The organism is Microbacterium sp. F51-2R (assembly GCF_052180235.1).
Lineage (GTDB): Bacteria > Actinomycetota > Actinomycetes > Actinomycetales > Microbacteriaceae > Microbacterium.
Genome location: NZ_CP197470.1, coordinates 3,389,209 through 3,403,594, shown reverse-complemented (window position 1 = coordinate 3,403,594; position 14,386 = coordinate 3,389,209). Strand labels below are relative to the sequence as shown.

General features: G+C 72.7%; 12 protein-coding genes. 6 read left to right on the top strand and 6 right to left on the bottom strand.

The genetic code is table 11. From position 1 onward, the window contains the following. The first annotated feature begins 42 nt into the window (after window positions 1–42). Window positions 43–654 (top strand): PadR family transcriptional regulator, encoded by a 612-nt coding sequence (locus ACSBPH_RS14860; protein WP_442575091.1) that lies wholly within the window; start codon window positions 43–45, stop codon window positions 652–654. 27 nt (window positions 655–681) lie between these two features. Here ACSBPH_RS14860 and ACSBPH_RS14855 read toward each other — a convergent pair whose 3' ends face one another. After that, on the bottom strand, window positions 682–2,388 hold the full coding sequence (locus ACSBPH_RS14855) for a SulP family inorganic anion transporter (RefSeq protein WP_442575090.1): 1,707 nt from the start codon (window positions 2,386–2,388) through the stop codon (window positions 682–684). Window positions 2,389–2,617: 229 nt separating this feature from the next. Here ACSBPH_RS14855 and ACSBPH_RS14850 point away from each other — a divergent pair, with 229 nt between their 5' ends. Then, entirely contained in the window at window positions 2,618–3,982 is a 1,365-nt protein-coding gene (locus ACSBPH_RS14850) for a hypothetical protein (RefSeq protein WP_442575089.1), read from the top strand. Window positions 3,983–4,075: 93 nt separating this feature from the next. Here ACSBPH_RS14850 and hpf read toward each other — a convergent pair whose 3' ends face one another. From hpf to mtrA, 5 genes are all read right to left on the bottom strand, one after another. Next, window positions 4,076–4,735: a ribosome hibernation-promoting factor, HPF/YfiA family gene (gene hpf / locus ACSBPH_RS14845; RefSeq protein WP_442575088.1), complete on the bottom strand. Its 660-nt coding sequence runs from the start codon at window positions 4,733–4,735 to the stop codon at window positions 4,076–4,078. A 110-nt stretch (window positions 4,736–4,845) separates the two neighbouring features. Beyond that, window positions 4,846–5,493, bottom strand: coding sequence for a phosphoribosyltransferase family protein (locus tag ACSBPH_RS14840; protein WP_442575087.1), 648 nt, complete (start codon window positions 5,491–5,493; stop codon window positions 4,846–4,848). 130 nt (window positions 5,494–5,623) lie between these two features. Next, window positions 5,624–7,300, bottom strand: coding sequence for an LpqB family beta-propeller domain-containing protein (locus ACSBPH_RS14835; protein ID WP_442575086.1), 1,677 nt, complete (start codon window positions 7,298–7,300; stop codon window positions 5,624–5,626). Beyond that, window positions 7,297–8,988, bottom strand: a complete 1,692-nt coding sequence (gene mtrB, locus ACSBPH_RS14830) for an MtrAB system histidine kinase MtrB (RefSeq protein WP_442575085.1) — start codon at window positions 8,986–8,988, stop codon at window positions 7,297–7,299. The genes ACSBPH_RS14835 and mtrB overlap by 4 nt, the downstream gene beginning before the upstream one ends. Window positions 8,989–8,995: 7 nt before the next feature. After that, entirely contained in the window at window positions 8,996–9,676 is a 681-nt protein-coding gene (gene mtrA / locus ACSBPH_RS14825) for an MtrAB system response regulator MtrA (RefSeq protein WP_442575084.1), read from the bottom strand. A 221-nt stretch (window positions 9,677–9,897) separates the two neighbouring features. Here mtrA and ACSBPH_RS14820 point away from each other — a divergent pair, with 221 nt between their 5' ends. From ACSBPH_RS14820 to ACSBPH_RS14805, 4 genes are read left to right on the top strand one after another with little or no spacing between them, the layout of a single operon-like run. Then, on the top strand, window positions 9,898–11,355 hold the full coding sequence (locus tag ACSBPH_RS14820) for a glycerophosphoryl diester phosphodiesterase membrane domain-containing protein (protein ID WP_442575083.1): 1,458 nt from the start codon (window positions 9,898–9,900) through the stop codon (window positions 11,353–11,355). After that, the gene (locus tag ACSBPH_RS14815) at window positions 11,352–12,032 is read left to right on the top strand and encodes a DUF4129 domain-containing protein (RefSeq protein ID WP_442575082.1); all 681 of its coding nucleotides are present in this window, start codon (window positions 11,352–11,354) and stop codon (window positions 12,030–12,032) included. The genes ACSBPH_RS14820 and ACSBPH_RS14815 overlap by 4 nt, the downstream gene beginning before the upstream one ends. Further along, the gene (locus ACSBPH_RS14810) at window positions 12,029–13,252 is read left to right on the top strand and encodes a DUF4350 domain-containing protein (protein WP_442575081.1); all 1,224 of its coding nucleotides are present in this window, start codon (window positions 12,029–12,031) and stop codon (window positions 13,250–13,252) included. Before ACSBPH_RS14815 ends, ACSBPH_RS14810 begins: the two co-directional genes overlap by 4 nt. Next, a complete protein-coding gene (locus tag ACSBPH_RS14805; RefSeq protein ID WP_442575080.1) occupies window positions 13,249–14,238 on the top strand; it encodes an AAA family ATPase in 990 nt (329 codons plus the stop codon). Before ACSBPH_RS14810 ends, ACSBPH_RS14805 begins: the two co-directional genes overlap by 4 nt. Window positions 14,239–14,386 lie beyond the last annotated feature (148 nt).

Genomic DNA, 14,386 nt, shown 5'->3' with positions numbered 1-14,386 from the left:
TATGCTCGGCAACTGCATACCGGGTATGCAGAAGGAGTTGCCATGTCGGTGCGTCAGAGTCTGCTCGCGATCCTCGATCAGGGGCCGTGCTACGGCTACCAGCTGCGGGCGGAGTTCGACCGGCGCACCGGGTCGACGTGGCCGCTGAACGTAGGGCAGATCTACAACACGCTCGACCGGCTCGAGCGCGACGGGCTCGCCGAGAACGCGGGCGCCGACGAGCACGGTCACGTGTACTGGCGGATCACCGAGGCCGGGCGATCGGAGGTGCGCCGCTGGCTCGACTCCCCCGTCGAGCGTGCCGCGGCCACGCGCGACGAGCTGGCCATCAAGCTCGCGGTCGCCGCGACGCTTCCCGGTATCGACGTGCGGGAGGTCATCCGGGCCCAGCGGCAGGCGTCGATCGCGCAGCTGCGCCGGCTGGCCGAGGCGCAGACGAAGACGACCGGGACGGCGACGGATGCCGAGGCCCTCGCGCGTGCGCTCGTGGTCGACTCCCTGATGTTCGCCGCCGAGGCGGAGCTGCGCTGGCTCGACCGCGCCGAGGAGAGGATCGCGAAGCATCCCGCGCGGGCGATGGCGCTGTCGCTGGCGACCGAGCGCCCCAAGCGCGGCCGCCCCGCGCGCGCCGAGTCCGTCGCCGCAACAGGCTGACGTGCTGATCGGCGCCGCCCGGACGCGTCACACCGACGGCGCCGGGCGCTCGCCCGCGGAGTCGCCGAACGCCGCGACCGCCTTGTCGAGATCGCTGAAGATGTGGTCCGGGCTGATGCGCTCGAGGAGCTCGTACCGCCGCAGGGTGTCGAGGAACCGGTCTTCGGGCCGAGCCAGGACGAGATGGATGCCGCGCTTGTGGAGGTAGCCCGTCACATCGGCGAGGCTCTGCCCCGCCGAGTAGTCGACGTCGGAGATCCCCGTGCAGTCCAGGACGAACCACCGCACGGGCGTGGGGGCCGCGGAGACGAGCGCCTCGACCCTGTCGGTGAAACCGCTCGCGTTGGCGAAGAAGAGCTCCGCGTCGAACCGGAACACGATGAGGCCGGGAGCGCTCTGCACGCCCGGTGACGCGTCGTCGTAGGTGTAGCCGCCCTCGGTCTTCGGGACGACCACGAGCGCCCGTGCCTCGTACTGGCGCTGGATGACATCCAGGAGCGAGAGCACGAGGGCCAGCACGATCCCCGCGCCGACACCGGCGACGACGACGGTCGCGGCCGTCACGATCGCGATGACCACTTCGCGCGGACGTCGCCGGGAGACCCGCACGAGGCCCTTGATGTCGATGAGCTCGACGCCGATGACGAAGACGACGCCCGCGAGGACGGCCTTCGGGAGGTCGGTGAGGAGCCCCGTGAGGAAGAGCAGCACGATGAGCGTCACGACCACGACGACGAGGTTCGCGACCTGCGTGCGGCCCTTGACGCCGTCGAGGATCTGCGTCTTGGTCGGCGACCCGTTGACGACGAACGTGCCGCTCAGGCCCGCGGCGAGATTGGCGGCCGAGAGTCCGACGATGTCGCGGTTGACGTCGGCGCGATCACCGTGCTTGAGGGCGAAGCTGCGGGAGGTGGCGGCGCTCTGCGCGATGACGATGAAGAAGCACGCGAACGCCGTCGGCACGAGGGCGCCGACATCGCTCCAGCCGACGCCCTGCGGGAGCCCGATGGGAGGAAGGCCGCCCTCGATCGCACCGATCACGGCGACGCCGTAGGACGGGGCATCCGTGAGGGTCGCGACGGTGAGGAGCCCGATGACCGCGACGATCGCGCCCGGGATCTTGGGGAGCACGAGCTTGAAGAGGAACACGATCGCGATGGTGCCGAGGCCGTACGCGACGGTGGGCCATGAGGCCTCCCCGATGCCCGTGATCCAGGCCAGCTGCTGTTGGAACCAGGTGCCGCTCCCCTTCGGAACGCCCAGGATGTCGGGGATCTGCCCGGTCGCGACCTGGATGCCGACACCCGTGAGGAACCCGATGAGAACGGATGCCGAGAGGAAGTCTCCGAGGAATCCGAGGCGCAGGATGCGGGCGAGGAGCAGGATGATGCCCGTGAGGAGCGCCGTCAGGCCGCACAGCGCGACCCACTGCGGCGACTGCGGCTGCAGACCCGCGATGCCGGCGCCCGCGAGCCCGGCCGCGAGGATCGCCGCCGTCGCGGAGTCCCCGCCGACGACCAGGAGCTTCGACGACCCGAGCAGCGCGAAGGCGAGGAGGGGAAGGAGGATCGTGTACAGGCCCGTCACGACGGGCGTCTGCGCGATCGCGGTGTACCCCATGACCTCGGGGATCGCGACGGCGGCGAGCGTCACGCCGGCGAGCAGGTCGCGTCCGAGCCAGGCGCGCTGATAGCCGCGCAGCGAGACCGGGACGAGGATCTTGGGCAGGGCCATGCGGGCTTCCTGGGGCGAGGAGCGGCGGGAGAGGCGATCCCGCGCGCCGACCATGCCCACCGCCCGCGGCCGGCGCGCGGTGGGCGCGTCGTGCGGTCATTGTGCGCCCAGCCGCGCCTGGTCCGACAGACCCGGCCGGCCGCACTCACCCGCTGAGGGTGTCTTCTCTCACGGCGTCCGCTCAGGCGGCCTCAGCAGACGCTCGGCGGGGCGACCGTAGGATCGATCCATGTCGGGATTCTGGGGAAGGCGCAAGCGCGATCACGAGGAGCTCGAGGCTCAGGACGCCGATCTCGCCCGGCGTGCGCAGACGGCCATCGTCCAGGCCGACGAGCGGATCCGGGTCACGACCGACGAGCTGGTGTTCGCCGAGGCCGAGCTCGGCCCCGAGGCCACGCAGGAGCTGCGCGATGCGCTGGAGGCCGTCCGGCTGCACCTCGCCGAGGCGTTCCATCTCAACCAGCTGAACCACGACGAGATCCCCGACACCCGCGAGGAGCTGCGCACGCGCAACGCCCGCATCGTGCAGCTGTGCGACTGGGCGCAGGAGCTGCTCGATGACCGCACCGAGTCCCTCGCCGAGCGCATCGCGCGCGCACGCCGGGCGCCCGAGATCCTGGCAGGGGTGCGAACGGATGCCGCGCGCCTGCGCGACCTCCTCCCCCAGGCCCGCGAGACGCTGACGCGATTGAGCGCCCGTTACTCGGCCGACGCGCTCCGCCAGATCGAGGCCAACCCGGGCGAGGCGGAGCAGCTGCTCGGCTTCGCCGAGCACAGCGCCGGCGTCTCGGACCGCCGCCGCGAGGCCGGCCAGCGCGAGCAGGCGAACCTGGCGCTGGAGGCCTCGACCGAGGCCGTGCGCCGCGCGGGCACGCTCATCGAGGCGGTCGAGACGTTCGAGGTCGAGGCCCTGCGCGCCGAATCGCTCCTGGCCGCCGTCGTCGAGGACTCGCGCGGCGACCTCGTCGCCGTGCGCGAGGCGCCGCAGGTGCCGGCGGTGCTCGACGCCGCGCGCGAACTCGAGCGGGCCCTGGCGGCGCTCCCCGCCGCAGGGGTCAACACAGACCCGTTCACCCTCCTCACGCGCCTGCGCGAAGCGAACGGTGCGCTGGATGCCGCCATCGCCGCCGCGCGCGACCGAGAGGCGCACCCCGTCCCCGACTTCGCACACGTGCGCAACGCGATCGACGACGCCGACCGCCAGCTCGCCGTCGCGCGCGACGTCATCGCCGGCCACCGCGGCTGGATCGGCGCCGACGCCCGCACGCGCCTGGCCGAAGCCGAGCGACTGCGCCTGGATCTCGACCGGTACCTCGGGGCATCCGCCGCGACCCTCACGAGCATCCCCGAGGAGCACCGAGAGCAGGCGCTCGCCGTCGCGCGGCGCTCCGCGTTCCTCGCGAGCGAGGGCCTCCAGCTGGCCCAGCGCGACATCGAGGCCTACCGCCCGCAGGGGTGGGGCGAGTCCGGCTCCGGCGCCTGGGGCGGCCAGCCGCAGGGCTGGGGCGGCGGCCGGCGCGGCGGCGGCGACCTCATGGGCGGCATCATGGGCGGCCTCGTCATCGGCAGCATCCTCGACGGTATCTTCGACTGACATCGGGTGCGACGGCCGCCACGGTGGCCGGCCGCAGACGAGGAAGAGGGGATGCCGCGAGCCGCGGCATCCCCTCTCCTCAATCCTCTTCGTCTACGACGCGAGCTCCACGGGAGCGGCCTGGGTGCTCAGCGAGATGACGCCGTAGTCCCAGCCCTTGCGGCGGTACACGACGCTCGGGTGGTCGCTGCGGGCGTCGATGAACAGGAAGAAGTCGTGCCCGACCAGTTCCATCCGGTCGACCGCCTCCTCGACGGTCATCCACTCCGGGTCGAACTGCTTCGTGCGGATGACGACGGGCGTGTAGCCCTCTTCCTCCTCGTTCCCCGTGACGATGGGGATCTCGCCGGTCGCGACCGCCCGGATGACGTCGACGGATGCCGGTTGCAGATCGATCCCCTGGAGTGCGCCGCTCTCCTTCTCGAACTTGGCGCCACGAGGGTGGTTGCGGGAGTCGACCCGCTTGTCCTTGGCGCGCCGGAGCTGTTCGCACAGCTTGTCGACGGCCAGGTCGAGTGCGGTGAACTTGTCACCGTCGACCGCCTCGGCGCGGACGATCGGACCCTTGCCGGTGAGGGTCAGCTCGACCGTGGAGTCCTCCATCCGGCCGTTGTGGTACGCGCGATGCGTGACCTTGACTTCGACGCGCTGAGCGCGAGGAGCGAGGTGCTCGATACGGGTCGCCTTCTCTTCGACGACCGAGCGGAAGCGATCTGTGATCCCCACTCCCACGCCGACGATGCTGGTTTCCATCCTTGACCTCCTTGTTCCGGTCCGCCCGGCCAAGGGCGGACCATCAGTCGCCTTGTCATCCCCACGCTAGTCGGGCGTCACCCCCCTGTCACCTGCGAGTTCCCGGAGCGTCACCCGCGCGAGACGAGACGCGGGGTCGAGGCCACCGTCGCGCAGCCGACGACGTGCGCGCCGGCCGCACGGAGCGCCCGTGCGGCTTCGGCGAGGGTCGCCCCCGTCGTCACGACGTCGTCGACGACGACGACGCGCCGCCCCGCGACGGGACGGGCGGCGACGAAGGAGCCCGCGACGTTGCGCCGCCTCTCACCGCGGTCGAGGCCGCGCTGGTCGGCCGTGCGCCGCCCGGCCACCAGCACGCGCTCGGCGCGGAGACCCGCCCGGCGTGCGACGAGCTCGGGAACGCGGTAGCCGCGGCGCCGATAGGCGGCGCGAGAGGTCGGGATCGGCACGACCATGACGGGATCGCCGTCGCCGGCTGCGGTGACCGCCGCGGCCAGGGCCGGAGCGAGTGCGGCGGCGAGCGCCGTGCGACCCTCCTGCTTGAGCGAACGGATGACGCGGGCCGCCGGCCCCTCGTAGGCCAGGCCGCTCCACACTGCCACGCCCCCGATGTCGCGGCGGCGCACGTGCGGGGCGAGGGCGACCCGGCACGACTCGCACAGCGTCGTGTCGGGAGCGTCGCACCCGGCGCAGTCGACGGGGAGGACGAGGGTCAGGGCATCGGCGAAGGCCCCGCGGAGCAGGGTGGGAAGTCGCATGCCGCCAGCCTCGCGCGACCCGCCGGCGCCGGGGAGCGATCGGGCGCCGCCGGGGACGACCCCGCCCGGCGGCGTGCCTCGGGAGGAGAGGGCGGACGCGGCATCCGTTCTCCCCTCCGCGGCACGCGCCTTACTGCGGGCTGCCCTGCTGCGTCGCCAGCACGAGGATGCCGGTCCCCGTCTGCGGCCACGTCGAGCCGCGCTTCGAGTACAGCGCGCCGTCGGCGCCGCGCACGCGCAGCGTGCCCTGGTTGCCTCCCGCCAGCTGCGTCGCGCCGGCGGGCGCGGGCGTCGCCGTGGCGGGGCCGCCGACCGTCAGCTCCAGCACCTCCGGCTCGGTGCCGATGTCGGAGAGCACGCCGATCGTGGTGTCGTCGAGCCATGCGACGGACGCGCTGTCGGTCGGGAGCGTCTGCAGCAGGAGGGAGCCTTCGCCCAGGCCCGTCGGGGTTCCGTCGGGCTTGCGGATGACGCCCGAGACCGTCACAGCCGATCGTCCGCCGGAGGTCACGACGGCGGCGAGGCGGGTGCCGTCGCGTGAGATCGCGATGGAGCTCACGCGCGTCGCCTCGGGCCACGGGTTGGCGATCGCGGCCTGCTCGCTCCCCGGCGAGAACGCGATGAGGGCGCCCGGCGCGTCGCGGGGGACGCTCCAGCTGTAGCCCGACGGGTCGGCGGTGGGATCGATGAGGCCGGGACGCGAATCGAACTCGAGCACTTCGCCGTTGGCCTGCACGCGCACGTTGGACCCGCTCGTGACGTGCACGGCGGCGAAGTCGCGATCCGGCGCGAGCTGGATGGCCACCGGCTCGACGCTCGCCATGGCGCTCGTGAGCCCCGCGATCGGATCGGTCTCGTCGCCGTTGAGGAACCCGAACGCCTCCTGCGTCTGGACGGCGGCGAGCGAGCTGATGCGCGTCGAACGGGTGACGGCCGGCTCGACGTCCAGCGGCGTCGTCCCCGCCGTCATGGCGACGGAGGTCGCGCCGGCGTTGGCGAGGCTCGCCTCGAGCTGCGCCTGCATGCGGGAGAGCACCTCGGGACTCAGGTCGGCCGCCGCGGCATCCAGCTCCACCTGCGCCACGCCGTCACCGGTCACCGGCACCGAGGGACGCACCGAGACGGACTCGGGGAAGGCCGAGACGACCGATGCCGCGAGCCACGCGGCGGGCGGCTTGTCGATCAGCGCATCGGTGACATACGTCGCCGCGTTCGTGCGCGGGAACCACCGGACGTCGGGCACGAGGAACTTCCACGTCGGGTCGAAGTACATGAGCGAATAGCGCTGGAAGACGCTCGAGAACTGCGACTGGTCGAGGACGAGGCCCTCGGGCGCCTCGGTGATGCGCCACTCCCCGTCGGGCTGGACGGCGAGGCGGAAATCGAGCTTCGTCGGCTCGCCGACGCTCGGCTCGTAGCTGCCGATCTCGTCGACGTCGGCGACATGGCTGAGGGTCAGCGAGACCTGGCCCTCGCCGGAGGACGAGTAGACGCGATCGCCGGGCTCGTCGATCGTCACGCGGGCCGTCGGATCCCACTTCGTGTCGGGCGCGAGGTACTCGCGAGCGACCGACCACTGGCCGTCCTTGCCCGGCCCCGTACCGGCGCGGATGAACCCGTCGACGATCTCCTGCGGCGAGGCGCCCGGCTGCGGGCTGTCGGGCCGGAAGGCGAAGTCGGGGTCGCCCGCCTCGGCGCCGGCCTCCAGGCCCGGACGCACATCGCCGCTCGTGGGCAGGCCCGCGCACCCCGCGAGGATGAGGGCGAGGGCCGCCAGGATCGCGGCGACGGATGCGCGGCGGTTCACGAGGCGCCTCCGCGGGCCGCGGCATCCGTCGGGAGGGCGATCGGCTCGGTGCGGCCGAACTCGTCCGGCACCTCGTCGAGGGGTTCGAGCCGGATGGGCGAGGTCCCCGACAGCGGCGCCGAGGAGCGCGGTAGCGTCAGCACGAAGTGCGAGCCGCGGCCGAGCTCCGACCAGACCGTGAGCTCGCCGCGGTGGAGGCGCGCATCGCCGAGGGCGATCGACAGGCCGAGGCCCGTGCCGCCGATGGTGCGGGTGCGGGAGGGGTCGGCGCGCCAGAACCGGTCGAAGACGTGCTCGACCTCTTCGGGCCGCATGCCGAGGCCGAAGTCGCGCACGCCCAGCGCGACCGCCTGCTGGTTGCTGTCGACGGTGACGACGATGGGGCGGCCCTCGCCGTGCTCGATCGCGTTGCCGAGGAGGTTGCGGACGATGCGGCGCACGCGCCGCGGGTCCATGTCGACGGGGGAATACCCCCCGGGCGCGACGAGGCGCACATCCGTGCCGTGCTGCTCGGCGAGCTGGTGCATCGAGGCGATGACGTCCTCCGCGAGGTGGGCGAGGCTCGTGGGCTCCAGTTCGAGCTGCACCGAGCCGGCGTCGTAGCGGCTGATCTCGAGGAGGTCGGTGAGCAGGGTCTCGAACCGCTGCACCTGCGCGTTGAGCAGCTCCGCGGCGCGCGCGGTGGCGGGGTCGAACTCCTCGCGCTGGTCGTTGATCATGTCGGCCGCCAGCCGGATCGTGGTCAGCGGCGTGCGCAGCTCGTGCGAGACGTCGGAGACGAACCGCTGCTGCACGAGCGAGAGGTCGGCGAGCTCCTTGATCTGAGACTCGATGCTGTCGGCCATCGCGTTGAACGAGCGGCCGAGGGTCGCCAGCTCGTCTTCGCCGTGCACGGGGAGGCGCACGGTGAGCTCTCCCGCGGCGAGCCGCGCGCTCGTGTCGGCCGCCTCGCCGATCGGGGTCGTGACCGATCTCAGGACGAACCAGGCGATGCCGCCGATGATGACGATGAGCGAGATGCCGACGACCCACAGGACGCCCTGGACGAAGCCGAGCGTCTGTTCGGCGCTGCTGAGGTCGTACGCGAAGTAGAGCTCGTACGCGCCCACCTCCGGGACGAGCAGCTGCTGCCCCACGATGATGCCCGGGAGCCTCCGGCCGCCGTCCGCCGGCAGCGCGACGGACTGCCACCACTGCGATGCGGCGTTCTTGCGGACGGTCGCACTCATGCCCTCCGTCACGAGCGACTCGTCGAAGCCGCCGACGGTGAAGTCCTGCGGGGCCTGCGGCGCGAGGCGGTCGATGCGCGACGCCGAGATCATGTCGGTCGAGGACTGCTGCGTGAGGGTGTTGCGCACGCTGTTCATGAGGATCTGCAGCTGCGCGCTGTCGGTCCCCTGGACGGTCGCGTTGTCGAGCGTCTCCTGAGCCGCCGTCGTGGCGCGGCGGGCGTCGCTGAGCGCCTGATCCCGGCGCGTGACGAAGAGGTCGTTCTGGATGAACAGCGCCATGAGCACGCACGCGATGAGCACGGCGATCGCCGTGAGGCCGAGGGTGACGAGCACGATGCGGAAGCGCAGCGAGCGCCGCCACAGCGCCGAGACGTTGTCGGGCCAGGAGCGCCAGTCGCGCCACCTGCCGGTCGCGCGCAGCGGCGTCGCGACCGACCCGGTCTGCGCCGCGATCATGATCGCCTCACACGACCGCGCCGGCCCGGTAGCCCACGCCGCGGACCGTCGTGACGATCCTGGGGTTGTCGGGGTCGACTTCGACCTTGGCGCGAAGGCGCTGCACGTGGACGTTCACGAGGCGCGTGTCGGCCTTGTAGTGATAGCCCCAGACCTGCTCGAGCAGCATCTCGCGGGAGAAGACCTGCTGGGGCTTGGAGGCGAGGGCGACGAGCAGCTCGAACTCGAGCGGCGTGAGGGCGATGGGCCCCTCGCCGCGGCGCACCTCGTGGGCCGCGACGTCGACGATGAGGTCGCCGATGCGGAGGGTGTCGTTCGAGGGCTGCGACGCGGGGCGCAGGCGCGTGCGGATGCGCGCGACGAGCTCCTTGGGGTTGAACGGCTTGACGATGTAGTCGTCGGCGCCCGACTCGAGGCCCTTCACGACATCCGCCGTGTCGGTGCGCGCAGTGAGCATGATGATCGGGATGCCGCTTTCCTGCCGGATCTGCGTGCACACCTCGATCCCGTCCATGCCGGGGAGCATGAGATCGAGCAGCACGAGATCGGGCCGCTCCGACCGCCACGCGTCGACCGCCCGCGCGCCGTCGGCGCAGAAGACCGTGTCGAAGCCCTCCGTGCGGAGCACGATGCCGATCATCTCGGCGAGGGCGGTGTCGTCGTCGACCACCAGGATGCGTGAAGTCATCGCGCGCGTATCGTCCTTCTCGTCAGGCCCCGGGGCATGCGGTCGCTGCCCGCTCTCCCCATGGCGCACTGGGAGACAGAGTAGTCGACGCCACCTGGACGGGGCGTCGACACCCGCTGAACGCACGCCGAGCGGGCACGGAGCGGGCACGGTCGATGTGACACGATAGGGATCTGCCCGGCGACCCCGCGGCCCCCGCGGCGAGGGCACGAGGAGGAGCTGTGACCGCCTATCCGGCATGGACCCCCGCATCGCGCCCGGGGATCATCCCGCTTCATCCGCTGACGTTCGGGACGATCCTGGGCCGCTCGTTCGCCGCGCTGCGACAGAACCCGAAGGTGCTGCTCGGCTTCGCGCTGTGCGTGCAGGCGATCGCGTACGTCGTGGTCATCCTCGCGGTGAGCGGCGTCGCGATCGCCTCGTTCTCGCGTCTGAACACGATGCAGCCCGGAACCGACGACTATCAGGCGGTGCTCGCGGGATCCATCGCGATCACGGTCGTCGTCGGAATCGTCCTGGGCCTGGCCGCCGGCGCGCTCGGGGTCATCGTGCAGGGCGTCGTCGTGAGCGAGGTCGCCCACGCGGCCGTCGCGGAGAAGCTCGCCCTGCGGGCGCTCTGGGCGAAGGTCAAGCCCGTCGCGTGGCGTCTCATCGGCTACAGCGCTCTGCTGCTCGCGGTCGTGATCGGGGCGGTCGCCGCCGCCGCCTTCGCCCTCTTCGGGCTCGGCTTCGTCGCCTTCCCCGCGGCGGCCGGGCTCGGCGTCGTCCTGGTGCTGGCCGCCATCCCGCTCGTGTGGTGGCTCTCGGTCAAGCTCGTGCTCGTGCCGTCCGCGATCATCCTGGAGCGGGCGACGATCGGCGACGCCGTCGGCCGGTCCTGGCGACTCACGCGCACGCGGTTCTGGCCGATCCTCGGCATCCAGCTGCTGCTGAGCCTCATCTTCGGCGGGATCGCGCAGGTCGTCAGCATCCCCTTCTCGTTCCTCTCCGCCGCCATGTCGACGATCATCACGCCGACGGGGGACCCGCAGATCGGCGAGATCATCGCGATCATCGCGGGCGGACTGCTGTCGCAGGCCGTCGTGCTGCTCGTCCAGGCCGTCGCGACGGTCGTGCAGGCGACCGCGGCCGCCCTCATCTACATCGACTGCCGCATGCGTCACGAGGGTCTCGACCTGGATCTGCTGACCTACGTCGAGCGGAGGGATGCCGGGGCCACAGGTCTCGCAGACCCCTACCTCGAGCACATCGGCCGGGTCATCGCGCCGCGCCCGGTGCCGGGCGCCTACGCGCCGCCGGCCTACGCCGGCACCGCGTACGGCGGGTACCCGTCCGGGCCGCACCCCGCATACGGCGGGTACCCCGCCGGACCGCAGGCGCCGCAGTATCCGGCCGCGGGCCGATACTCCGCGCCGCCGCAGTACCCCGCATCCGGCGGATACTCCGCGCCGCCGCAGGCGCCGCTGTACCCCGCGAGCGCGCCGTACCCCGCGAGCGCGCCGCCCTACGCGGCCGCAGCGCCCGCCGCGCCGCCGCAGCCGCCGACGTACGCGCCTTCTCCGCCCCCCGCGTCGCGGGAGCCCGCGGACGGGGCGCTGCCCGCCGAACCCGCTCCGACGCAGTGGGCGGCGCCGTCGGCCCCCGCCGACGGCAGCGACCGCGAGTCGCCGTGGGCGTGACCTCCGCCATCGCCCGTCTCGCCGACTCCGTCCCGCCCCTCACGCCGGACGGCGAGGAGGCACGCCGCTGGGCCGAGCAGGAGCTCTCCAAGCCCGTCTACGCCGAGGCGGAGCCGACTCTCTTCGACCGCATCGCCCGCGCGATCGCCGAGTTCTTCCAGCGCCTGTTCGCCACGCAGCTCGACGGGCCGTGGGGCTCGACGGCAGCCGTCATCGCCGCCGTCATCGTCATCGTCCTCATCGTCGGCGCGTTCCTGGTGTGGGGGCGTCCGCGGGCGACCCACCGCTCGCGCGTCGCCGTGGCCGAGCTGTTCGGCGAGACCGAGACCCGCTCCGCGGCACAGCTGCGCACCGACGCGGAGGCCCGTGCGGCGCGCGGCGACTGGGACGCCGCGATCGTCCTGCGCTTCCGCGCGCTCGCGCGCGGACTCGTCGAGCGCGGCGCCGTCGAGACTCCTCCCGGCGCGACCGTGCATGCCTTCGCCCGTCGCGCCGGCCGGGTGTTCCCCGCCTCCGCGGACTCCCTCGAAGAGGCCGCCGCCGCGTTCGACGACGTGCGCTACCTCCGCCGCCCCGGTACACCCGAGCTCTACGCCCGCGTCGTCCAGGTCGATGAGGCCGTCTCGCGCAGTCGCCCCGCCGTCCTCGAGCCCGTCGCGAACGGCACCGTCCGATGACGGCCGCCGCTCCCCCGGTCGGCGACCCGCCCCCGGCCGACGTCGCGGCACCTGCCGACGTCGCGGCGCGCGGCCCTCGGCCGCGCCGTGGCATCGCGGGCTGGATCGTCATCGGCGTCGTCCTGCTGCTCGTCGGCGGCGTCGGGGCCGCGCTCGCCGGCCTGTCGCAGTGGGTCGCGCGCGACGCGCTCGACCCGGAGTCGGCCGGGCCCGCGGGGACCGGCGCCCTCGCAGAGGTCCTGCGGGAGCACGGCGTCGAGGTGACCGTGGCCAGGGACCGCTCCTCCGCCCAGAAGGCGCTCCTCGCCGCCGACGCGACCCTCGTGATGCCCGACACCCCCGCACTCTCGGACGGCGGCGTCGAGAACCTCGCCGCGGCCGCCGAAGACGTGGTGCTGATCGACCCGCGCTCGCGGACGCTGCGACTGCTGCTGCCCGGATCGCGTCCTGCCGGGTACGGATCGGGCGACGTCGTCGAGCCCGGCTGCGACCTCGCCGACGCGCAGCGGGCCGGGGCGATCCTCCCCGGCGCGGTCGCATCGACGACGGGCGACGCCATCGCGTGCTACCCCTCGGGCGACGGCTACGGCCTTCTCGTCCACGACGACGGCTCGCAGCGCATCAGCGCCGTCGACGGGCGCACCCTCTTCGCGAACGAGTCGCTGGCCGAGAACGGCAACGCCGCGCTGGCGATCAACCTCATGGGCCGTCATCCGCAGCTCGTCTGGTACATGCCGGGGATCGGCGACACCGACCTTGCGACGAAGGACCCGTCGCTCGGCGAGCTCACCCCGCCGTGGGTGAGCCCGGTCATCGTGCTCCTGCTCTTCTCCGCCGTGGGGGCGGCGATCTGGCGCGGCCGGCGGTTCGGGCCCCTCGTGCCCGAGCGGCTCCCCGTGACGGTGCGCGTGTCCGAGACGACCGAGGGGCGTGCGCGCCTCTACGCCCGCTCGCGCGACGCCGTCCACGCCGCCGATCAGCTGCGGCTCTCCGCCCTCGCGCGCCTCTCGCGCCTCTTGGGGCTCGGGCCCGCGGCGAGCGCGACGGAGATCGCGGATGCCGCGGCCGACCGCCTCGGCTGGGACCGCCGCGCGGTCCGAGGCATCCTGATCGAAGAACTCCCCCGAGACGACGCCCAGCTGGTCGCCCTCCGCGACCGGCTCAGCCACCTGGAGGGGGCGGTCCGTCAGGCCGTCCGCCCGGAAAGGAATGCTCAATGACCGACGCCACCCGAACGGCCGATACGACGCCGACGCCCGCGGAGCTGCGCGATGCGATGAACCGCGTGCGCCTCGAGGTGGGCAAGGCCGTCGTCGGCCAGGACGGCACGATCACGGGCCTGCTCATTGCGCTGCTCTCGCGCGGTCACGTCCTGCTGGAGGGCGTTCCAGGCGTGGCGAAGACGCTCCTCGTCCGCGCCTTCTCGACGGCGCTCGGCCTCGACACGAAGCGCATCCAGTTCACGCCCGACCTCATGCCTGGCGATGTCTCGGGCTCGCTCGTGTACGACGCGAAGACCGGCGAGTTCGAGTTCCGCGAAGGCCCGGTCTTCACCAACATCGTGCTCGCCGACGAGATCAACCGCACGCCTCCCAAGACCCAGGCCGCGCTCCTCGAGGCGATGGAGGAGCGCCAGGTGTCGACCGACGGCGTGACGCGGCCCCTTCCCGACCCCTTCCTCGTCGCGGCGACGCAGAACCCGATCGAGCACGAGGGCACCTACACCCTCCCTGAGGCGCAGCTGGACCGGTTCCTGCTCAAGCTCATCGTCGAGATCCCCGCGCGCGATGCCGAGCTCGCCGTGCTCCGCCGGCACGCGAGCGGATTCGACCCGCGCGACCTCGGTGCCGCGGGGCTCGGCCAGGTCGTGTCGGCGGCCGAGATCCGCGCGGCGCAGCGGGCCGCGGCATCCGTCACCGTCGCCGACGATGTGCTCGGCTACGTCGTCGACCTCGCGCAGGCGACGCGCCGCAGCCCGTCGGTGCAGCTGGGCGTGAGCCCGCGCGCGACGACCGCCCTGCTGGCGGCATCGAAGGCGTGGGCGTGGCTCGGCGGATATCCCGCCATCACGCCCGACCACGTGCAGACGATGCTCGTGCCGACGTGGCGTCACCGGATCCGCCTGCGCGCGGATGCCGAGCTCGAGGGCGTCTCGGTCGATGCCGTGCTCGCCTCGGTGGTGCAGCAGACCCGCGTCCCCATCTGACCCCCTCCCCCCATTCCTCCCCTGATGCGCGAACCGATACGTTCTCCACGAACCGATACTTTCGGCGCGGCCGAATTCGTATCGGCTCGCGCGGAACGTATCGGCTCGCGACCAAGAGTGGGGCGGCCGGGCGGGGTCGGCGATGACG

Coding starts and splice junctions, on each gene's coding strand:
- ACSBPH_RS14810 (WP_442575081.1), top strand. CDS start 12,029: ATGACGGCCGCCGCTCCCCCGGTCGGCGACCCGCCCCCGGCCGACGTC.
- mtrA (WP_442575084.1), bottom strand. CDS start 9,676: ATGACTTCACGCATCCTGGTGGTCGACGACGACACCGCCCTCGCCGAG.
- hpf (WP_442575088.1), bottom strand. CDS start 4,735: ATGGAAACCAGCATCGTCGGCGTGGGAGTGGGGATCACAGATCGCTTC.
- ACSBPH_RS14805 (WP_442575080.1), top strand. CDS start 13,249: ATGACCGACGCCACCCGAACGGCCGATACGACGCCGACGCCCGCGGAG.
- ACSBPH_RS14855 (WP_442575090.1), bottom strand. CDS start 2,388: ATGGCCCTGCCCAAGATCCTCGTCCCGGTCTCGCTGCGCGGCTATCAG.
- ACSBPH_RS14840 (WP_442575087.1), bottom strand. CDS start 5,493: ATGCGACTTCCCACCCTGCTCCGCGGGGCCTTCGCCGATGCCCTGACC.
- ACSBPH_RS14850 (WP_442575089.1), top strand. CDS start 2,618: ATGTCGGGATTCTGGGGAAGGCGCAAGCGCGATCACGAGGAGCTCGAG.
- ACSBPH_RS14860 (WP_442575091.1), top strand. CDS start 43: ATGTCGGTGCGTCAGAGTCTGCTCGCGATCCTCGATCAGGGGCCGTGC.
- mtrB (WP_442575085.1), bottom strand. CDS start 8,988: ATGATCGCGGCGCAGACCGGGTCGGTCGCGACGCCGCTGCGCGCGACC.